Annotated in this window: 19 protein-coding genes and 1 tRNA gene; 8 read left to right on the forward strand and 12 right to left on the reverse strand. The window is 66.8% G+C overall.

Going from position 1 to position 20,223, the window contains the following annotated elements; translation table 11 throughout:
• Nucleotides 1-1,943: (Fe-S)-binding protein (locus ACWDXS_RS15895; RefSeq protein WP_449966271.1), on the reverse strand; the 1,943-nt coding region annotated here is incomplete at its 3' end.
• A 457-nt stretch (nt 1,944-2,400) separates the two neighbouring features.
• Between ACWDXS_RS15895 and ACWDXS_RS15900 the strand changes: the two genes are divergently transcribed.
• A complete protein-coding gene (locus tag ACWDXS_RS15900) occupies nt 2,401-3,126 on the forward strand; it encodes a hypothetical protein (RefSeq protein WP_378996925.1) in 726 nt (241 codons plus the stop codon).
• A 67-nt stretch (nt 3,127-3,193) separates the two neighbouring features.
• Here the strand turns inward: ACWDXS_RS15900 and ACWDXS_RS15905 are convergent, their stop codons facing one another.
• Entirely contained in the window at nt 3,194-3,724 is a 531-nt protein-coding gene (locus ACWDXS_RS15905) for a YdcF family protein (RefSeq protein WP_449966275.1), read from the reverse strand.
• A 247-nt stretch (nt 3,725-3,971) separates the two neighbouring features.
• Between ACWDXS_RS15905 and ACWDXS_RS15910 the strand changes: the two genes are divergently transcribed.
• Nucleotides 3,972-5,294, forward strand: coding sequence for a UDP-glucose dehydrogenase family protein (locus ACWDXS_RS15910; RefSeq protein WP_449966278.1), 1,323 nt, complete (start codon nt 3,972-3,974; stop codon nt 5,292-5,294).
• A gap of 207 nt (nt 5,295-5,501) precedes the next feature.
• On the forward strand, nt 5,502-6,743 hold the full coding sequence (locus ACWDXS_RS15915) for an Hsp70 family protein (RefSeq protein ID WP_449966281.1): 1,242 nt from the start codon (nt 5,502-5,504) through the stop codon (nt 6,741-6,743).
• 61 nt (nt 6,744-6,804) lie between these two features.
• Here the strand turns inward: ACWDXS_RS15915 and ACWDXS_RS15920 are convergent, their stop codons facing one another.
• The 3 genes from ACWDXS_RS15920 to ACWDXS_RS15930 form a co-directional block, all read right to left on the reverse strand.
• A complete protein-coding gene (locus ACWDXS_RS15920; RefSeq protein ID WP_449966284.1) occupies nt 6,805-8,076 on the reverse strand; it encodes a YibE/F family protein in 1,272 nt (423 codons plus the stop codon).
• 435 nt (nt 8,077-8,511) lie between these two features.
• Nucleotides 8,512-9,756: a pyridoxal phosphate-dependent aminotransferase gene (locus ACWDXS_RS15925; protein WP_378996913.1), complete on the reverse strand. Its 1,245-nt coding sequence runs from the start codon at nt 9,754-9,756 to the stop codon at nt 8,512-8,514.
• A 155-nt stretch (nt 9,757-9,911) separates the two neighbouring features.
• Nucleotides 9,912-11,171 (reverse strand): helix-turn-helix domain-containing protein, encoded by a 1,260-nt coding sequence (locus ACWDXS_RS15930; protein ID WP_449966288.1) that lies wholly within the window; start codon nt 11,169-11,171, stop codon nt 9,912-9,914.
• A 202-nt stretch (nt 11,172-11,373) separates the two neighbouring features.
• Between ACWDXS_RS15930 and ACWDXS_RS15935 the strand changes: the two genes are divergently transcribed.
• The gene (locus ACWDXS_RS15935; RefSeq protein ID WP_378635220.1) at nt 11,374-11,883 is read left to right on the forward strand and encodes a hypothetical protein; all 510 of its coding nucleotides are present in this window, start codon (nt 11,374-11,376) and stop codon (nt 11,881-11,883) included.
• Here the strand turns inward: ACWDXS_RS15935 and dcd are convergent.
• On the reverse strand, nt 11,802-12,401 hold the full coding sequence (gene dcd, locus ACWDXS_RS15940) for a dCTP deaminase (protein WP_067455312.1): 600 nt from the start codon (nt 12,399-12,401) through the stop codon (nt 11,802-11,804). The two genes, ACWDXS_RS15935 and dcd, sit on opposite strands and share 82 nt — an antisense overlap.
• Before the next feature lie 157 nt (nt 12,402-12,558).
• On the opposite strand from dcd, the gene ACWDXS_RS15945 reads away from it, so the two are divergent.
• Nucleotides 12,559-12,629, forward strand: a tRNA-Gly gene (locus ACWDXS_RS15945).
• A 110-nt stretch (nt 12,630-12,739) separates the two neighbouring features.
• Here the strand turns inward: ACWDXS_RS15945 and ACWDXS_RS15950 are convergent.
• The 5 genes from ACWDXS_RS15950 to ACWDXS_RS15970 form a co-directional block, all read right to left on the reverse strand.
• Nucleotides 12,740-13,237 (reverse strand): flavin reductase family protein, encoded by a 498-nt coding sequence (locus ACWDXS_RS15950; protein WP_194829384.1) that lies wholly within the window; start codon nt 13,235-13,237, stop codon nt 12,740-12,742.
• Complete coding sequence (locus tag ACWDXS_RS15955) at nt 13,230-13,757, reverse strand: NADPH-dependent FMN reductase (protein WP_378635212.1); 528 nt, start codon at nt 13,755-13,757, stop codon at nt 13,230-13,232. Before ACWDXS_RS15955 ends, ACWDXS_RS15950 begins: the two co-directional genes overlap by 8 nt.
• A 27-nt stretch (nt 13,758-13,784) precedes the next feature.
• Nucleotides 13,785-15,110: an acyl-CoA dehydrogenase family protein gene (locus ACWDXS_RS15960; protein ID WP_449966297.1), complete on the reverse strand. Its 1,326-nt coding sequence runs from the start codon at nt 15,108-15,110 to the stop codon at nt 13,785-13,787.
• Complete coding sequence (gene sfnG, locus ACWDXS_RS15965) at nt 15,110-16,225, reverse strand: dimethylsulfone monooxygenase SfnG (RefSeq protein WP_358067178.1); 1,116 nt, start codon at nt 16,223-16,225, stop codon at nt 15,110-15,112. Before sfnG ends, ACWDXS_RS15960 begins: the two co-directional genes overlap by 1 nt.
• Before the next feature lie 93 nt (nt 16,226-16,318).
• Entirely contained in the window at nt 16,319-16,636 is a 318-nt protein-coding gene (locus ACWDXS_RS15970; protein ID WP_378989142.1) for a hypothetical protein, read from the reverse strand.
• A 114-nt stretch (nt 16,637-16,750) separates the two neighbouring features.
• Here ACWDXS_RS15970 and ACWDXS_RS15975 point away from each other — a divergent pair, with 114 nt between their 5' ends.
• From ACWDXS_RS15975 to ACWDXS_RS15985, 3 genes are all read left to right on the forward strand, one after another.
• Nucleotides 16,751-17,500, forward strand: a complete 750-nt coding sequence (locus tag ACWDXS_RS15975) for a crotonase/enoyl-CoA hydratase family protein (RefSeq protein ID WP_449966301.1) — start codon at nt 16,751-16,753, stop codon at nt 17,498-17,500.
• A 223-nt stretch (nt 17,501-17,723) separates the two neighbouring features.
• Entirely contained in the window at nt 17,724-18,773 is a 1,050-nt protein-coding gene (locus tag ACWDXS_RS15980; protein WP_378989144.1) for a DUF4185 domain-containing protein, read from the forward strand.
• 28 nt (nt 18,774-18,801) lie between these two features.
• A complete protein-coding gene (locus tag ACWDXS_RS15985; protein ID WP_378989145.1) occupies nt 18,802-19,473 on the forward strand; it encodes a class I SAM-dependent methyltransferase in 672 nt (223 codons plus the stop codon).
• Here ACWDXS_RS15985 and ACWDXS_RS15990 read toward each other — a convergent pair whose 3' ends face one another.
• Nucleotides 19,474-20,070 (reverse strand): alpha/beta hydrolase family protein, encoded by a 597-nt coding sequence (locus ACWDXS_RS15990; RefSeq protein WP_378989146.1) that lies wholly within the window; start codon nt 20,068-20,070, stop codon nt 19,474-19,476.
• Nucleotides 20,071-20,223: the final 153 nt, after the last annotated feature.

Consider the following 20,223-nt stretch of genomic DNA (forward strand, 5'->3'; position numbering starts at 1 on the left):
CCATGGCGCGGCATCTCGATCAGATTCGACCCCGAGGCCTCCATCAACTCACGCGGCGCGTCGTAGACCTTGTTGTGCCGACCCAGATAGCACGGATCGTGATAGGTGATGTTCTGCGAAACCGTCGCGACCGGCACCAGCTGCTTCTGACGCACCAACCGGTTCAGCAACTGGGTATGGTGCACAACCTCGTAAGTCCCACCGACCTGCGGGTACTCGTTGTTGAGCGTGTTGAAGCAATGCGCGCACGTGACAACGATCTTCTTCTTGGACTGCTCGACACCCTCGAACACCGAGTTGATGACCTCGATGTTCTGCAACGCCAGCTGCTGGAACAAGAACTCGTTACCCGCACGACGCGCCGAGTCACCGGTACAGGTCTCCTCCGCACCCAGCACCATGAACTTCGTGCCCGCGGTCGCCAGCAGCTCGGCCACAGCCTTGGTGGTCTTCTTGGCCCGGTCCTCGTAGGCACCGGCGCACCCGACCCAGAACAGGTACTCGTAGCCGTCGAAGCTGTCGGCGTCCTTCCCGAAGACCGGGATGTCGAAATCGACTTCCTTGATCCAGTTGAGGCGGTCCTTGGAGTTCTGCCCCCACGGGTTGCCCTTGTTCTCGAGGTTCTTGAACAAACCCGCGAGCTCGGAGGGGAACTCCGACTCGATCAACACCTGGTAGCGGCGCATATCGATGATGTGATCGACATGCTCGATATCGACCGGGCACTGCTCGACACACGCACCACAGGTCGTGCACGACCACAACACCTCGGGATCGATGATGCCGTGGACATCCTCGCCACCGACCAGCGGACGATCCGCCTCGAGACGGGCGGCCTCGGGGATCTTGGCCAGCGCGGCCTCGTCGGGCTTGCCGTCGGCGTCGACCAGACCGACCTCGTCGCCACCGGCGTCCTTGCGGCCACCGGCCAGCAGGTACGGGGCGGCGGCGTACCCGTGGTCGCGCAGCGACATGATCAGCAGCTTCGGCGAGAGCGGCTTACCGGTGTTCCAGGCGGGGCACTGCGACTGGCAGCGACCGCACTCGGTGCAGGTGGTGAAGTCGAGCCAGCCCTTCCAGGAGAAGTCCTCCATGCGGCCGGCGCCCAGGGTGTCGACCTCGGGGTCGACGTTCTCCATGTCGAGAACCTTGCCGTTGGAGATCATCGGCGCGGCCGCGCCGAGGGCGACGCTGCCGTCGGCCTCGCGCTTGAAGTAGATGTTGAAGAAGGCCGAGAACCGGTGCCAGGCGACGCCCCAGGTGATGTTGCGGCCGACCAGGTACAGGAAGGCCATGCCCGACATCAGCTTGATGAACGCGAAGATCGACACCATGGTCGGGCTCGCGGGCAGCAGCTTGGCGATCTGCATGGTGAAGAAGTCGGTCGAGGCGTGCCCGTGGCCGTAGGTGGCGATCTTGCCGGCCTTGACGAAGATCATGCCGAGGCCCTCCATCAAGACGATCGTCTCGATGACATAGGCGGGCGCCATCTTGGAGCCGCTGAACCGCGACAGGCGCGCGGGAATCCGCGGGTGGTTCAGCTGACGGATGATGATCAGCGCGCCGATGCCGACCACGGTGCCGATGCCGAGGATCTCGTCGACCAGGTGGTAGATCGCCCAGTTGCCGATGATCGGCCAGTGGAACGAGCCGTCGAAGGTCTGGCCGTAGGCCTCGAACCACAGGATCGCGCCGAGGATGAAGCCGGTCATCACCAGCCAGTGCGCCCAGCCGACCGTGCGGAACTTGTTCATCCGCGTGTGGGCCGCGACCTCGACGAACATGTTCTTGAACCGTGGGAAGAACGGTCGCCAACGATCGGGGGCCGTCTGGCCGATGGTGATGGCCTTGCCGATGTTCCATGCGCCGCCGATAAACGACGCCCAACAGAACAGGCTGAGCACAGCTCCAATCGTGCCCAACGTGATAGTCAGGGCATTCATGTCGCGACCTTTCTTTCGAGGCAACACGAGGGTCTGAGCGAGGAGACCTCACCCGGTTGCTCGTATCGTAACCGCCACTAAGTTACCGGCCAGTAACTACCGCTGTCCACCGTAGGATCGGCATTTGCCGTCTGACCTTGTTTACTGGGACTTGACCTGTGGTTTGCCTGTGAGCAATATCACAAAAATGTTTGCTGCGGGGTTCCCGTAGCGACTGTTGAACACCGTAAACCGTCCGTGAACTGCGGCGAAGCTAAGGTCAGGCTTACTAAGCCCATCGAAATTCGTTCTGGCCTCAGGGGATTCGGTCCATTAAGCTCCAGCTGTTCTGCATGCTGTGCCGGTCTTCACACTGCTCGGGGAGAAGTAGGGGACATCTCATAGAGATGCCTCGCTTGACGAGTCTCGCGTGTCGCTGGATCGCACTCCGCACCACACCTGATGGATTGGAACCTGAATGAACTTCCGTAGGACCACTGCGGCTGCCGCACTGGTTATCGGGGCGATGACCGTGGCCATGGGCACCGCTCATGCCGAAGAGGCGCCGCAGGACATCAAGTACTCGGTCAAGCTGGTCGACAAGACCGTTGTCGCCACCGTGAAGAACGGCACCTTCTCGATCGTCGAGCAGGACGGCGAGACCCCCGAAGCACCCAAGACCAAGGTCGCCGAGATCAAGGACACCAGCGGCGCGGTCGTGATCGCCCTGCCGATCGCCTTCTCGATCGGTGGCGCGGAGATCCCGACCAAGACCGAGGTCGTCAAGGACTCCACTGTTCTGGAGCTCACTCCGGAAAAGCCCGCCGGCGTGGCCATCGGCCAGCAGGTGGTCAGCCCGAAGCCGGTCCTCAAGGACATCGCGTCGGCGCAGGAGAACCAGAAGGCGATCAACGACTTCTCCAGCAAGTTCAGCATCGGCACCGCGATCGGCACGTTCGTCGGCACCGCTGTCGGCGCGCTGATCGGTTGCGTCGTCACCATCCCCGTCGGTTGCATCCCCGGTCTGACCGTCGGTGCCGCTGTCGGCGGAATCGTGGGCATGATCGCCATCGGCGGTCCGACCATGGCCGTCACCGGCTGGGAGCTGCTGCAGGTGCTGCAGGCTCCGGACGGCACCACCGTGTGGGCCGACAAGCCGAAGGCAGTCGCGGCTCCGGCTCCCGAGCTCGCTCCGGCCAACTGATAGGGCTTACCCCCCACAGGTTTTCCACGTAAGGCCCCGCTCCGCTTCGGAGCGGGGCCTTACGCATTCAGCAGTCGGCGAACCAAGCCTTCACGAATCCCGCCGACTGATACGCGTAGTCCCAAGCCCAGCGAGCGGGCGAGAGCCGCGGTTCCGGGTCGACGAACAGCAACTCGCCATCCCAGCATTCACCGAGGATGTAGCGGGCCCGGGAGATGTGCGGGGTGAAGGTGACCACGATGACGCGGTCCCAGCCGGCCCCCAGGCGCGCCAGTTCTCGGCCTTCGCCGAGGGTCGTGCGCGGACTCGGATCGAAGCAGATCACCTCGAAGCTGTAGCCCCCGTGGCAGATTCGATTCACCATCGGGCTGCGTTCGTAGGGGTTGGAGACCAGCACCCGAGGCGCGTACCCCTGCGCGGCCAGCCGCAGCCCGAGTTGTTCGCGCCCGTCGTGCGCCCCACCGAGAACGAGAATCGCGTCGGCGATCTGCGGGTCGTCCGTGCGCGGGCGCACGTACACCGGCCACAACGCGACCACCGCGATCAGCACCACCACCAGCGCTCCACCCGTGGCGAACAGGACCCGACGCACAGTCAATGCTCCATCCGCGATGGCGTATTCAGGCGATCCCGCACGATTATGCCAATCCCCGCGAACCCGAGCGGCACGCCACGAGTGCAGGCCCACGATTCGAACCGTGCACCCGGCAGCTATCGCGTTTTCGCAGGTGAGAGCCCCGCACACCGATCACCCCCGCTCGCGTTTCCCCCTGTACACCAGATGTTGCGCCCCCTCTTGCCTCGCTGACGCGGCGTAGCCACGCGCATCGCTTACCAACAGAACTATGCGATGCACAGTCTTCGGAACGGGGTACCTCGGAGCCACGCATGCAGCGTGTATGGCCGAGTTGGGACACGACGTGGTCGGGGTGGACATCGATCCCGGCAAGGTGGCCAAGTTGGCCGATGGTGTGGTGCCGTTCTACGAGCCTGGACTCGAGGAAGTGCTGCAACGCAACCTCGCCTCCGGTCGTTTGCGGTTCACCACGGATTATTCCGATGCCGCGGCCCATGCCGACGTCCACTTCCTCGGGGTGGGGACACCGCAGAAGAAGGGCGAGTACGGCGCCGATCTGAAATACGTGCACGCGGTGGTGGATACGCTCGCCCCGATGCTGGAACGCCCGGCGATGATCGTCGGCAAGTCCACCGTTCCGGTGGGAACCGCCGCGGCCCTCGGCATTCGGGCTCGCGAGCAGGCGAAGGTCGACGTCGAGGTCGTCTGGAACCCCGAGTTCCTGCGCGAGGGTTTCGCGGTGCAGGACACCCTGCGCCCCGACCGCCTGGTCCTCGGACTGGATCACGGCCGCGAACGCTCGGCGTGGGTGGAGGAGCACATCCGCGAGATCTACGCCGACCTCATCGCCGCCGAGATCCCCTTCCTGCTCACCGATCTGGCCACCGCCGAATTGGTGAAGGTCTCGGCGAACGCCTTTCTGGCGACGAAGATCTCGTTCATCAACGCCGTCTCGGAGGTGTGTGAGGCCACCGGCGCCGACGTGACCATGCTGGCCGACGCGCTCGGGTACGACGCCCGCATCGGCCGCCGGTTCCTCAATGCCGGACTCGGTTTCGGTGGCGGCTGCTTACCCAAGGACATCCGCGCCTTCATGGCGCGCTCGGGTGAGCTCGGCGCCGATCACGCCGTGGCGTTCCTGCGCGAGGTCGACAACATCAACATGCGCCGCCGGACGAAGGTCGTCGACATGGCCGCCCGCGCCTGTGGGGGTTCCCTGCTCGGCGCGAATGTGGCGGTCCTCGGCGCGGCCTTCAAGCCGGAATCCGATGATGTGCGCGATTCGCCCGCCTTGAACGTGGCCGGGATGATCCAGCTGCACGGCGCCGTCGTCACCGTGTACGACCCCAAGGCAGTGGAGAATTCGCGCCGGGTGTTCCCCACGTTGAACTACGCCACTTCGGTCTCGGAGGCCTGCGATCGCGCCGATGTGGTGCTGGTCCTTACCGAGTGGAACGAATTCACCGCTTTGACGCCGGCCGACCTCGACCCGGTGGTACGGTCCCGTTCGATCATCGACGGTCGCAACTGCTTGGACAGCACAACCTGGCGTGCGGCCGGGTGGGTATACGCCGGACTCGGCACCCCGTAGAGTAACGAGCCAAGCGGGGGCTGGGCGGATTTCGGTCCGCGTTATCGCAGTCCCTCGCATGTCGTGCAGCACGGACGAGATGGGCAGCGGATGAGTTCGGTTCTGGGAATATCGGTGGGGGCCGGGACGGTGCGCCTCGCTCGTCCGCAGCACGGTGGCCCGCACGATTCCGTTCCGCCGTCTTCGTTCGAGGTGCAATCGATCTCGATGCCCGAACAGCAGGCCGAGGAGTCCGCCGCCGACGCGATCGCCGCCACGCTGGCCGCGTCGCCGGAGATCGCCGCCACCACCATCACCTTCCGCAGCGAACCGCAGGCCAGGGCGGTCCGCGCGGCGATGGCGCGACGCCAGCTCACGAACTACCAGCTCGTTCCCGAAGCCGTTGCCGCCGTGCACTTCGCCCATGCCACCAGCGATATGCGGGAAGTGTCCACCCTGGCCGTCTACGACCTGGGCAGTTCGGGTCTCACGGTGAGCGTGATCAACGCCCGCACCAGCGATGTGTACCAGTGCGAGCGGATCAGCGATATCAGCGGCGACTACCTGGATTCGCTGATCAGGGAGCAGCAGATCGCCTCGGGCCGGATCGCGCATCCGGCCGACCCGGCGGGTCTGGCCGCCCTCGACGGTCTGTGCCGGGCCGCCAAGGAGCAGCTGTCCAACAGCAACGCGGTGGCCCTACCCAGCGAGCAGGGCCTGGTGCTGCTCACCCAGGAGAATTTCGAAGCGCTGATGATGCTGGCGATCGAGTCGTCGGCCCGGATGACCCGCGATGTCATCATCCGCGCGCAGCATCCGGTGCAGGCGGTGCTGGTGCTCGGTGGTGGCGCCCGGATTCCGTTGATCGCGCGCGTGCTCGAGCGCACGATCGGCGTGCCCGTGATCGTGCCCGCCGAGCCGGAGACGGCGCTGGCCCGCGGTGCCGCGCTGCTGGCCCGCCCCGCCCAGGTCCAGCAGGCCCCCGTCGCCCCGGCGCCGATCCCGATGGGCGACCACGACGACGCCACCCCCGCCTGGCTCACCGCGCCGACCCGTGGTCGTCGCCCGCTCAGCGCACTCACCAGCCGCGCGCATTCGCGCCGGGAACTGAACGTGGCGGTGCTCACGGTGAGTTCGCTGGTGGTGGTCGCGGCGATCGGCCTCGGCCTCGGTTACGGCCCCGAAGTACTCGAGCGCGGTTCGTCGAGCGACGGTTCGCAAGCCGTCCCCGCCACCACCGCGCCGCGCCCCACCGCCGTCGGCCCGACGACGGCCTCGGTCGCGACGACCGAGGCCCAGCACGAAACCGTTGCCGCGCCACCGGTCAACCCGCGCCAAGCCGAGGAAACCACCGCCGCGCCGCCGTCGCAGGGTCCCAACACCTTCACCGTCGTCCCCGGGCTGCCCCCGGTGGTGCTGCCCACCCTGCCCCCGGTGGTCCTGCCCGGCTTCCCGCCTGCCGGTCAGTAACCGTTCCTGCTTTCCGGTTCGCCGAACCGAGCTCCGCGAGCCGGTCCGGCGCCGAACAGTCTCAGTTCCGCGCGTGCCGGGCCCGCGCGGGCGCCACAGCGGCCTGCTTCGCACCGAACGGCCGGGCCAGCATCACCGCGATCGCGGTCGTCAACGGCACCGACAACGCCAACGCGATACCGCCCACCGCCGATCGCGTGATCTCGATGGCCACCGCGTCGCCGGTCAGCACATCGGTGATCGATCGCCCCGCGATGCTGAACAACAGCAGCAACGGCAGCGCCCCACCGGCGTAGGCGAGCACGAGCGTGTAGACGGTACTGGCGATGTGGTCGCGCCCGACTCGCATGGCCGCGGTGAAGATCTCGCGCCGCGACGCTCCTTCATCGAGCGCGGCGAGTTCGAAGGCCGCCGAGGCCTGCGTGATGGTCACGTCGTTGAGCACACCGAGCGAGCCGATGATGAATCCCGCCAGCAGCAACCCAGTGATGCTCACGTGCTGAATGTAGGTCGCCACGTTGGTGTTCTGTTCCTCGGACAGCCCCGTGAGATGGGTGACCTCGATCGCCAGCCAGGACAGCACGGCCGCCACCACCATCGACGCGAGCGTGCCGAGCAATGCCGAACTTGTCCGCAGATTCACCCCGTGGGCGAGGTAGAGCACCACGTACAGAATCAGCGCCCCCGACACCAGCGCGACCGGGATCGCCGACTTCCCGTCGAGCAACGCGGGCAACAGGAACATCACCACCACGCCGAACGCGAAACACAACCCGACCAGCGCCCGGAATCCCCGCCACCGCGCGACCACACAGATCACCACGACGAAGGCGAGCACGATCAAGGTCAGCGGCAGCCCGCGCGAGTAGTCCTCGAACGCGTACATGGTGACCCCGGACGGATCCGCGGCACGCACCACCCGGATGTCGTCGCCTGTCCGTAGATCGGGCTGCCCCGGCCCCGGCGCGATCTCGAACAGCGTCTTCTTGCCCTCGTCGGGTCCCGACCTGATATCGATGATGCTGCGCTGACAGGTGTAGGAGGAGGTCCGCGGCGGTTCCGGCTTGTCGGCGAACACCTTGCCGTTCGATGGACTCCCGCAGGGACCGATGTCCTGCATGACAACGGTTCCGGCCTCGGTCTCCACGGCCCCACCGGACATGGTCTGCATCGGCAGCGGAATCTCGACGTGCTGCGCGCTCGGCCACAGAATCACCGTCGCGACCAACACCACCGCCCCGATGATCGCCAACAACCCGACGACAACCTTCGCCGCGGTGTCACTGATGGCGATGGGCCCGGAATGGTCGTGATGGTGATGATGCTCGCTCACGACCAGAGCTTAAAGGACCTCGTTTTCAATAACACGCCCGCAACACCAGATCTCGCGACAACATGGACAACTCCAGTACCCCTGGCCGCACAAAAAAGCCTCCCCGGGTCCAGGTCTGACCTGGACCCGGGGAGGCGGGTTTGTGGGCGGCGGAGAGCAGGGGGGTGTCTCCGCCGCCGGAGGCAGGCGCCCAGGGGGGTAGGCGCGCGTACCTAAGGCTCTCGGTTGTCCAGGGGGGGTAGACAACCGGGCCAGGGCGCCGAAGCGCCGAGGTCTACTGTACACAAAAGATGGACTTTTGCACTAGTAGATCTTCAAAACATCCAACATTCCGAACTCACAGTCTGTTTTTCCTGGCATACCAGGATGACCATCCTGCCCAGAGCCCATAAACTCACTGGTCAAAGCCGTGACAGGTGAGCATCGCCTGTAACTCTACTGCCGGTAACTGGACAGGAAATTACCGAACCGCTCGATCGCCACGGCCAGATCCCGCGCCCACGGCAGCGTCACGATTCGCAGATGGTCGTTCGCAGGCCAGTTGAAGCCGGTCCCCTGCACCATCAGGATCTTCTCCTGCAACAGCAGATCCAGCACGAGCTTCCCGTCGTCGTGGATCTCGTGCACGTTCGGATCCAACCGCGGGAACGCGTACAGCGCGCCACGCGGCTTCACGCACGACACACCGGGGATCATGTTGAGCCGCTCCCACGCCACATCGCGCTGCTCGAGCAAGCGCCCGCCCGGCAGGATCAGATCGTCGATGCTCTGATGCCCGCCGAGCGCCACCTGAATGGCGTGCTGGGCGGGCACGTTCGGGCACAGCCGCGAGGACGCGAGCAGGTCGATCCCCTCCAGGAAACCGGCCGCGTGGTCCTTCGGCCCGGTGATCGCGAGCCAGCCCGAGCGGTAACCGGCCACCCGGTACGCCTTCGACAGACCGTTGAACGTCAGGCACAGCAGATCGGGAGCGAGCGAAGCCAGCGAGATGTGCTTGGCGTCGTCGTAGAGGATCTTGTCGTAGATCTCGTCGGCCAGCAGCAGCAACCGGTGCTTGCGCGCCAGGTCGACGATCTGCTGCAACACCTCCGCCGAGTACACCGCACCCGTCGGATTGTTCGGGTTGATCACCAGCAGGGCCTTGGTCTTGTCGGTGATCTTCGATTCGATATCGGCGATATCGGGCTGCCAGCCGTTCTCCTCGTCGCACAGGTAGTGCACCGGAGTACCGCCGGCCAGGCTGGTCATGGCCGTCCACAGCGGGTAATCGGGGGCCGGGATCAGCACCTCGTCGCCGTTGTCGAGCAGCGCCTGCATGGTGACGGTGATCAGCTCGGACACCCCGTTGCCGAGGTAGACGTCGTCCACATCGAGCTCGGGGAAGCCCGGCACCAGCTCGTACCGGGTGACGATGGCTCGCCGCGCCGACAGGATCCCCTTGGACTCGGAATACCCCTGGGCATACGGCAGCGCGGCGATGATGTCGCGCATGATCACATCGGGGGCCTCGAACCCGAACGGGGCGGGATTGCCGATGTTGAGCTTGAGAATGCGGTGGCCCTCGGCCTCCAGGCGTGCTGCCTGTGCGTGAACCGGCCCACGGATCTCGTAGACCACGTTCTGCAGTTTCGTCGACTGCTCGAGAACGCGCGGGGGCACATGCGGCGATTGAGGACTCACGCGTCCATGTTGCCATCCGGGGCAAACTCTTTCCGCCTCCCCGCGGCTATCGGCCGGGCCCGGGCCGGTGAGACGCGTGTTGACGGCTGACGGGCAGCCGGCTCGTACCCGGCGAGTTACCCATGTTCGTGGGTGACCAGGCGTTACGTGATCAGCTACGGTCGGGGGTGGCTGCCGAGCGCCGCGGTCGCCACACAGAATTCTTCGATGCGTTCGTCCAAGCCGCGCGCTTCCACCGCGTCGCGATAGGTCGGGGCGGCGATGCGGCGGCGCAGACCGACGAGGCGTTCGCCGAGCTGGGCGATGCGTTTGTCCTCGGGCAGGTCGAGGACCGGGCGCAGGGCGTCGGCGGCGCCGTCGATGCTGCCGTTGATCAGGTGGGCGGCCGCGTTGTCGACGCGGGCCAGCGATTCGGCGCCGTAGGAACGTTGCAGCGGCGGGCCGCTCGAATAGAGGGTGATCGCGCGTTCGGTGGCGGCCAGTGCCTGTTCGGCGCGGCCGAGCTGGATGCAGGTGGCGCCCGCGTAGTAGGCGGCCTTGGGCGGGCCGAAGCCGAACACCCCGCCGATCTCGTCGTGCAGTTCGTCGCGGCGGTCACCGGCCGCCACCTCGGCCGCGCGCAGGCACCGGTCGGTCTCGGAGTCGCTGCCGAGCCGCGCCCACACCCTCGCCTCGATATTGAGCAGCCGCACCCGCCCCAGTCCCGGCCCGGCGAATTCCTGCCCGCTGCGCGCTAATTGGACGGCGTTGCGCGGCCGGTCGGACCAGTTCTCGATCAGCGCGTGCATGCCGCGCGTCCACGCGCGCAACCCGTTGTGCCCGCTCAGTTCCGCGTAAGCCCAAGCGGCTCTGATCTGTTCGCCCGCGGCGTCGAGGTAGCCGAGGTCGGTGCTCGCGTTGGCCAGCAGCCCGGACAGTGTCCCCGCCAGCAGATATAGGTGGCTGGTGTCGACCGGCTTCTGCTGCCCGTCGAGTAGTCGATACACCCGCCTGCGCACCCGCAGCATCTCCACCATCATCGGTGCCGGTGCGGCGTGGACGTATTCGTTGGCGATGCGCCGCACGTCGGCGTCGAGCTGGGCCAGCGTCGTGGCCCCCACATTGGTGCCCTCCGCGGCGGCCGCGTGTTCGCTGGCCTCGTGCGCAGCCGCCATGATCAACTCCCTCTCCGACAACACCTCGGGCACAGCACCTTTGACAGTTCCCGCATCGACGAACGCGAGCAGGTCGGCATCACCCGCGGGCGCCAGCAGGGTCGAGAATCGTGCGCGCACAACATCATCGGATCGGGCCAGTGACGTATCCAGCGCGGCCTGATTCACCGGACGCGGGCGAACCCGCACCCCGCCCGCCTCCCACTTCGACACCAATCGTTCGTGCACACCGAGATGAGCCGCGAACTCCCGGATGCTCATTCGTTTGGCATCGCGAAGAGCTCTGGCCTCTCTCCCTGTCCACTCCCCGACCACGGCGTCACCTCATCCGACGGACAACTCCCCCCAGAGTACGAGCGTGACAGTGAGACACGCCACAAGTTCGTGGAATCGGTTGCCAGAGGCAGTGAAAGGGCGGTGCGGGGCAGTGGTCACGCGCACGTGCGTGCGCGATTCTGGAAGCGTGGAAGCCAGAACTGTCGACGACTGGGTGCGGTGTTACCAGCGTGAATTCCGGCTGCCCGTCCGCGAGCGCGGCGGCTTTGTGATGCTGCCGATCACCGACCGGCTGTGCGTGGTGCATCTACCGACCACACGCGCCGAGAAGGTGCTCATGGCGCTGCGCGAGCAACGCTGTGAGGGTCCGGTGCTGGCGCGTCAGATCCGCTGGAGCGTGCTCGCCGTACCCGACGCCCGGCCCTCCGAGGAAGAGGCCGCCGAGCTCGCGGGGCTCGATATCGATATCCCCGGCACCGGCAGCGCCGTGATGCTGCCGACCAACCTGGGCCGCTGGAGTCGCGAGGGCTGTCACTGGGTGCGGCCGCCGTCCGGGGGCGGCGACACCCTGCCCGCGCTGTCGCTGGTGCTGAGCATCGCCGTGGCGGCGGGCCCTCAGCGGGTCTCGACCGCGCTCAGGGAATCCGGCGAGAGAGGAAAGTTGAGGTACGACCGCGACGGCGTCGGCCCCCGCTGACCCTGATACTTCGACCCGGCCTTGGCGCTGCCGTACGGGTGCTCGGCCGGGCTGGACAGCCGGATCAGGCACAGCTGCCCGATCTTCATCCCCGGCCACAGCGTGATCGGCAGATTCGCCACATTCGACAGCTCCAGGGTGATGTGCCCGCTGAACCCCGGATCGATGAACCCCGCCGTCGAATGCGTGAGCAGCCCGAGCCGCCCCAGACTCGACTTGCCCTCCAGCCGCCCCGCCAGATCGTCGGGCAACGAGCACACCTCGAGCGTGGACCCGAGCACGAACTCCCCCGGATGCAGCACGAACGGCTCACCCGGCTTCGGCTCGACCAGGCTGGTCAGCTCGTCCTGCTGCTGCGCCGGATCGATATGGGTGTAGCGGCTGTTGTCGAACACCCGGAACAGCCCGTCGAGGCGCACGTCGATGCTCGACGGCTGAACCATCGACTCGAGCATCGGTTCGACACCGAGACGCCCAGCGGCGATCTCGGCCCTGATGTCACGATCGGAGAGCAGCACCGGCCCAGTGTAGGCAGCTACGGCCCAGGTAGGACCCCCACCCCTACGACACCCGACCCGTACCCGCGTCACCCCGGCCACCAGCACGAGCACGATCAACACTTGCATCGCACGGCACGAGTTCTGATAGAGTCGCGAACGCCCCCAGTGGCGCAGTGCCGATGTAGTTCAATGGTAGAACTTCTGCTTCCCAAGCAGATGGCGCGGGTTCGATTCCCGTCATCGGCTCAACGACAAAACCCCCAGGTCATCCTGGGGGTTTTGTTGTTTCTGTCGGTCCGGCCGAGGTGCTCGCAGGCGCCGATCAGGCTCGATCCCGCACCGTCGTCGCGGCGGGTTCAGCCGGTGTGCAGAGTCCGGAACTTGCTGCCGTGGAACACCAGCGGGTCGATGTCCTCACGTGCGGCGACCCGGTTCACGCGCAGGATCACCACGAGATGGTCGCCTGCGCTGACCTGCGTTTCCGGCACCCCTTCGATCCAGGCCGTCGCGCCGTCGATGAACACCGCCTCGCCGGTTCCGCGATGCAGCGCCGTTTCCCGGAAGCGGTCGCCGTTGCGGGCGCCGAGTGCCTTGGCCGCGGCCTGCTGATCGGTGCCGAGCAGGCTGAGCCCGAGGTGGCCGGCGCCGGCCAGCTTCGGCCAGGTCGACGACGAGTTCTGGACGCAGAACGAGACGAGCGGCGGGTCGAGGGAGACGGGCACGAAGGTGCTCACCGCCAAACCGTGTGGTACGCCGTCGATCTCGGCGCACACGGCCACCACACCGCTGGGGAAGTTGGCGAAGGCGCGGCGTAAGCCGTTGCCGTCGGCGGGAAAGTCCAAGAGCTCATGCATGATTCGTTGCCTCCACCGGCCGCACGGCCGGGTCTGTCAGTGCCGCGACGACGGGTCCCCATCGCCGGGCGTATTCCTCGATGACGCCGTCCTCACCGAAAGTCCGGTCGGACAGATAGAGCCCGGGCAGCGCGGCGGTGCCACCGATTTCGACCAGCACGGGCTTGAGCAGTAGATCGGGCGCGAGCGCGTGGGCCGGACCCGCGCCGAGCATCACCGGCACGGTCACCACACCGGCCAGCCCGGTGCCGCCGTCGAACTGTTCGAGGAACAGTTTCAGCAGTCCGGTGTAGGTGGCCTTGAAGGTCGGGCTGGCGAACACGACGAGCTCGGACGACGCGACGGTGCGCGCGGCGGCCGCGACCGCCGGGTCACCCCAGCCGAGCAGGCCGGGCCCGAGGGTGACCAGGTCGATCACCTGCGGCTCGGCATCAGGGCGAAGCGCCCGCGCGACCTGCACCGCCGCGGCGAGGGTGCGCGAGGCGGGTTTCGGGTTTCCGACGACGACCGTCACTGTCATGGGCTGTCCTTGTCTCGCGTGGTGGTTCTAGATGACGCCGTGCAACGGCGGCGGCCGGTTGTGCAGGACGGCCCGCCCGATGTGCTGGTATTTCCAGCGAACGGGGTCGTGCAGCGTGTGGGTGCGCGCGTTGCGCCAGAAGTGGTCGAGTCGATGGCCTGCCGCGGCGCTGCGGGTGCCGCCTACTTCGAATATCGCCGCGGACACCTCGTTCGCAGCACGATCGGCGAGGATCTTGGCCGTCGCGACCGCGATCGACGCGTGTGCGCCGCCATCGATGGAAGCATCGGGATGGGCGTCCACCGCTTCTGCCACCGTCCTCGGCCGGACCGCCGCGTCCACCGCCGCACCCGCGACGATCAACGTCGATTCCGCGGCCGCGACAGCGACAGCCAATTCCCCGAACCGCTGAACGACCAGCGGATCGTCAGCCGCGTGCGCGACCTCGGCCTCGAACCACGGCCTACTGCGCGTGCGCACGAACTCGGCCGCTGCCGCCAGCGCGCCGCGCGCGATACCCGCGTCGATCGCGGCGTGCAGGAGCTGCGCGAACGCCCCGTATCCGGTCGGCGCGTTCACCGCGGATGCCCGCGAGACCAGCTGCTCGTGCCCGACCCTCACCGCGGCGAACTCGACCGTCCCACTGCCGGTTGTCCGCTGCCCCAGCGCATCCCAGTCGTCGACGATCCGCACCCCTGGTTCGAGCGCGGGCACGAATGCCACATACTCCCCGGGCTCCAGCCCCGAAATACCCTGCGGGTCATCGAGTCTGGTCAGCACGGCGAGCACGTCGGCGAACAGAGACCCCGTGCAGTAGTACTTCGTCCCCTCGACCACGAACCGCCGAGCCTCGATACGCGCCGCATCGGCACCGCCCGTGACAACGGCCCGCGACGACCCGGCATCGCCCGCGCTCGTCTCGTCGCCCAGCCGCAGCACCGTCGAAATGTCGGCCACCGTCGCCCCACTCCGCTCGGACTGCGCATTGGCGATCCGCGCACCCGCGAGCACCTTGCCGAAGTAGTCGCGTTGCTGGGCCCGAGTTCCGGCCAACCGCAACAGGTTCAGATACACGAAGTGACTGTGCGGCACCTGCGCGATGTTCGGATCGGCCGCGGCCAGGATTCGCACCACTTCGGCGACCACGCTCGGCGGCAGGTCCGCCCCGCCGAACTCGGCGGGCACCGTGATCGCGAGCAACCCACTGGCCGAGAGCTGATCGAGCTCTTCGTGCGGCAGCCGACGCGAGAGATCTCGCTCGGCGGCGCCGGCGGCGAACAGCTCGGCCAACTCGGTCGCGATCCGCACCGCCTGGTCTGCCGTGGTGATCCGCTCGGCGGTCACCACCGTCATCAGCGTCCCGCCGCGACCGGCGTCGCGGCGGCCTCCAGTTCACGCACCAGTGGCAGCACCTTGGCGCCGAAGTACTCGACCTCTTCCTGGAAGTGCAGGAAGCCGGCCAGGATCAGGTCGACGCCGAGCGCCCGGTAGGCCACGATCCGCTCGGCGATCTGTTCGGGCGTGCCGATCAGCCCGGTCCGGAATCCGTCGTTGTACTGGACCAGGTCCTCGAAGGTGGAGTCGGCCCACATGCCCTTGCGGTCGCCGGTGGACGCGCCTGCCTGCTGCACCGCGTCGCGGAACCCTTGCACCGCGGGCTTGTTCGCCTTCTCGACGATCTCGCGCAGGGTGTCGCGCGCTTCCTTCTCGGTGTCGCGGGCGATGATGAACCCGTTGAGCCCGAACTTCACCTCGCGATCGTTTTCCCTGGCCACCGCGCGCAGATCGTCCAATTGCTCGGTGACGCCGTCGAAGTCCTTGCCGTTGGAGAAGTACCAGTCGGCATGGCGGCCGCCGTTGCGCCGGGCCGCCGTCGAGTTACCGCCTTGGAAGAGTTCGGGATTGGGGCGTTCGGGGGTGTTGAGCGGCTTCGGCTTCAAGGTGAAGTCCCGGATCCGGTAGAAGTCGCCGCCGAAGTTCACCGCGTCCTCGGTCCAGATCTTGCGGATCACCTCGAGGAACTCGGCGCTGCGCCGGTACCGCTCGTCGTGTTCGAGCCACGGCTCACCGAGCGCCTTGAACTCGCCGGCGAACCACCCCGACACCACGTTGATCGCGAACCGCCCGCCGGACAGATGGTCGGCCGTGGCACCGAACTTGGCCAGTACCGCCGGATGCCACAGCCCGGGGTGGATGGCGGCGATCACCTTGAGCCGCTCGGTGGCGGCGAGCAGCGCGAGGCTGAACGAGGTCGACTCGTGCTGGAACTCGGCACCGTAGGAAGCGGTGTAGCGCACCTGGGTGAGCGCGTAGTCGAAACCGTTGCGCTCCGCGGTCTGGGCGAGCTTCTTGTTGTAGTCGAAGTCCCAGCTGGTGCGCTGCTCGATATCGCTGGTCACCAGTCCGCCACTGACGTTGGGTACCCAGTAGGCGAACGAGACCTGGTCGGCGATTCTCTCCGTGGTCACGGGCAGTTCCTCCTCGTCGTCGGCTGTTCCAGTGCAACACCGGCAGCCGACCCCGACGAGGGTTTGAATCGGCGCGATCGATACGGGCGCGGGTCAGCTGCCCACGCGCACGCAGTCCGCCGCGATCTTCGACTGCGCCGCACTCACCTTGGCCGCGTCGCCCTCACTGAGCAGCTTGGCCGGATCGTCGGACTTCGCGTTCGACACCATCACCCGCAGCCCGTCCTGCGACATTCCGGAGTCGAGGAACACCTGCGCGGCGCAGTCGGCCAGCGCGGGATTGCTCAAACCCTTGTCCTGCAACGATTTCGACAGCTCGGCCTGAGTAACCGCCGGTGCTTCGTCGCTACTGCCACAGGCCGCCAGCACGGGCAGCGCGAGCAGCGCCGCGGCCATCAGACAGATCCGCATTCGGTGAGTCCTCTCGATCGTCGCGCGCCGACGACGCGCGATGCGGTTCGGATCATGCCGCACCATCGTCCGCGTGGCCACCCGCTCGAACTGACTCGCGAGTAAGATAGCGATATGGGAGACCACATCACCGTCCGCTTCGACAACAACCGCGCCTATGTCGAGCTGAACAGGCCCGGCAAACACAACGGGCTTACTTTGGAAATGCTCGGCGATCTTGTCGACGCGGCCCGAAAGGTGGCCGACCACAAGACAACCCGCGCCGTCATCATCACCGGGAACGGCCCGAGTTTCAGTAGCGGACTCGATATCGCGGCCGCCACCCGCAATCCGGTGGCTATCGTCAGAGAATTCCTTCCGCGGCCGTTGCGCGGCACCAACACCTTCCAGGAAGCCTGCTGGGCCTGGCGCCGCCTCGACGTCCCGGTGATCGCCGCGGTCCATGGGCGCTGCTTCGGTGGCGGCCTCCAGATCGCACTGGCCGCCGACTTCCGGATCGCCGCCCCCACGACCGAATTCTCGGTGATGGAAGCCGCCCACGGCCTGATTCCCGATATGACAGGCCCCGCCACATTGTCACAGCTCATCGGCATCGACCAGGCCATGCTGCTGGCCATGACGGCCGACCCGATCGACGCCGATTACGCGTTGCGCATCGGCCTGATCACCGATATCGCCGACGACCCGGTGAAGGCCGCGCACGCCCTCGCCGACCGCGTCACCGCCCGCGACCGCAACGCCGTGGCCGCCGCCAAGCACCTGTTCGACCGTTCGTGGCACCGCAGTTCGCGCGCCACCTTCGCCGCCGAGCGAATGGCCCAACTGCCATTGCTGCTGCGTAAGGCCATGAGTAGTAGCGACTGACAAGCAATCGACCTGCGAATTCATGTCAGCTACCCACCGGATGTACCGCACATCACTGTTAGCGGCTGTTAGCATCGCTTCGATCGCTGACCAGTCGAAGAGTGGTACGTGACGGCAAACCCGGAACGTTCCCGGATTTCGGCCCGACCCGGAGGCTCGAGCACCTGTGAACAAGACCGGATCCATCCTGCTCTCCGCACTCGCAGGTACTACGGCCTTGCTGATGAGCACAGCACCTCCCGCCGTCGCGAACCCGAACGCCATCAACCCGATTCCCGTTCTCAACGGGACCAACGGCCTGCCCGTCCTGCACGGGCGCACCCAGGCGGTGTTCCAGGTCACGGGCATGGCCAGCCCCAACAACACCCAGAACTACAACGTCCTCGGCACCGACCTCGGCATCATGTGGGACAACGGGCGCGGCGAGATGCTCACCGCCTTCGGCGACACCGCGGGCATCGGCTTCCCCAACCTGCTCGCGGGCAGCACCTGGGCGTGGCGTTCGAACATCCTGGTCCGCAGCCACGACCAGAACCCGGCCGACGGGGTCATGTTCGACAGTGTCGTGCGCGATGTCATCGGCCAGGCGCGCGACCTGATCCCCAGCCCCAAGATCCCCTTCCTCGAGATCAGCCGCATCCCCACCGCGGGCATCTCGGCCAACGGCGTGCAGTACATGTCGCTGATGTCGGTGAAGACCTGGGACGCCCCCGGTGAGTGGACCACGAGCTTCTCCGGCCTGGCCGCGTCGGCCGACAACGGGGAGACCTGGGCCGATCTCGGCCACACCCGCCGTCCCGACGAGGGCGGCAACGCCAACTTCCAGATGAACAGCTTCGTGAAGGACGGCGGCTTCGTCTACGAATACGGCACCCGCGCCGGCCGCAACAACGAGGCCTTCATCGCCCGCGTTCCCGAAGCCCAGATCGAAAACCTCGCCGCCTACGAGTACTGGGACGGCCACGAGTGGAAGCTCAACGACGTGAACGCGGCAGCCCCCATCATGGGCGGCGTCGGCGAACTCTCGGTGATGTACAACGAGTACCTCGGCCAGTTCATCTCCCTCACCACCGACCCGTTCAACTCCATCGTGATGCGCCGCGCGGCTTCTCCCGCGGGCCCGTGGAGTGCTCCCGAAGTCCTGATCGACGCCCGTGAACTTCCCACCGCGTACGCCCCGTCGATCTTCCCGTACCAAACCGGCCGTGACCTGTACTTCATGACCACCATCCACACCCAGTACAACGTCGTATTGATGCGCACCACCCTCTGACGGCGTTCGCCGGTCCTACACTCGACTCATGGACGCGGCGGATTGGGATGCGCGGTACGCGCGGAGTGAATTGGTGTGGGGCGCACCGCCGAACAGCACTGTTGTCGAACACGTCTACGGGCTGGACCGCCGGATCTCTCTGCTGCCCGACGAGTCGGGGGTGGTGCCGCCGCTTCCCCGTGCCCTCGATCTGGCCTGCGGCGAGGGTCGTCACGCCCTCTGGCTGGCCACCCATGGGTGGCAGGTGACAGCTGTCGACTTCTCCCAGGTGGGGATCGACAAGGGCCGGACAGTCGCGGCTCGCCTGTCGCGATCGGTCCGCTCCCGGGTGCACTGGCAGACGGCCGACATCACCGACCTCGAAGCCGCCGACATCACCGGCCCGTTCGAGCTGATCCTCATGGTGTTCGTCCACCTCCCCGCCGACGAGCGCCGCGCTCTGCTGCACCAGCTGTCCGCCATGCTCGCCCCCGGCGGCATGCTCCTGGTCCTCGGTCACGCCGCTCGCAACATCGCCGACGGCTACGGCGGCCCGCAGGAACCGGAGATCTTGTTCTCGCCCGAAGACCTCCGCGACGACCTGGCCCGCGACGACGTCACCATCACCGTCGCCCACGAGGTCTTCCGTCCCACCGAAGGCCCTGACGCCATAGATTCCCTGCTCATCGCGGAACGCCCGGTCCCAGAGCCCACCGTCTGATCACTGCGCCCAGCGGGCGAACCAGGGGGCAACGGTCGCCGCGATGACGTCGAATCCGGTGCGGAACGAGTGCGCCTGCTTGGGGATCACGCGCACTTCGGCGGCGTCGGCGGCGTCGGGCACCCCGAACGGGTCGCTACCCCCGTTGATGACCACCACCGCGATGTCCCCAGGCGCCAGCAGTTCATCGCGCCTGCTCTTCTCGGGCTTGCCCGGCGGATGGAGCGGGAACGACAGCGCGATCACACCCCGTGCGCCGACCTCCACGGCCGTCCGGCACGCCACCCGGGCCCCGTTGCTGCGACCCCCCTGAACAATCGGTACTCCGGGGAACCGGGCCTTCAAAGCCGCGACGACCTCGAGCCAGGCCTCGTCCTGTTTCTCCGCGTTCCCCGGTGCCCGCCGCCCGGCAACCCGATAGGGCTGCACCACCCGAGCTACCGCCCCGCCCGCTTCGACGGCCGAGTCACGCACGGCCAGAATGTCTTTCGCATCGACACCGCCACCGGCTCCGTGCGTGATCACCAGCAGGAACGCCGGATCACCCACCTCGTCGAGCTCGATCTCGGCCGGTCCCACAGTCGTCTCGATGCGCACATCTCACGGTAGCCCCGGGGTCGCGGCGAGCAACGTTTCCGCAGCCGCGCGTGTTTTTCACATCACATTGCTGCCCACCCCTTTGCCGAGACGATTACCCACCGGTAATATGGTGAATAAGTTACCCGCGAGTAGCATGCGGAAAACCGGCGA

It is taken from the genome of Nocardia sp. NPDC003183 (assembly GCF_053590715.1).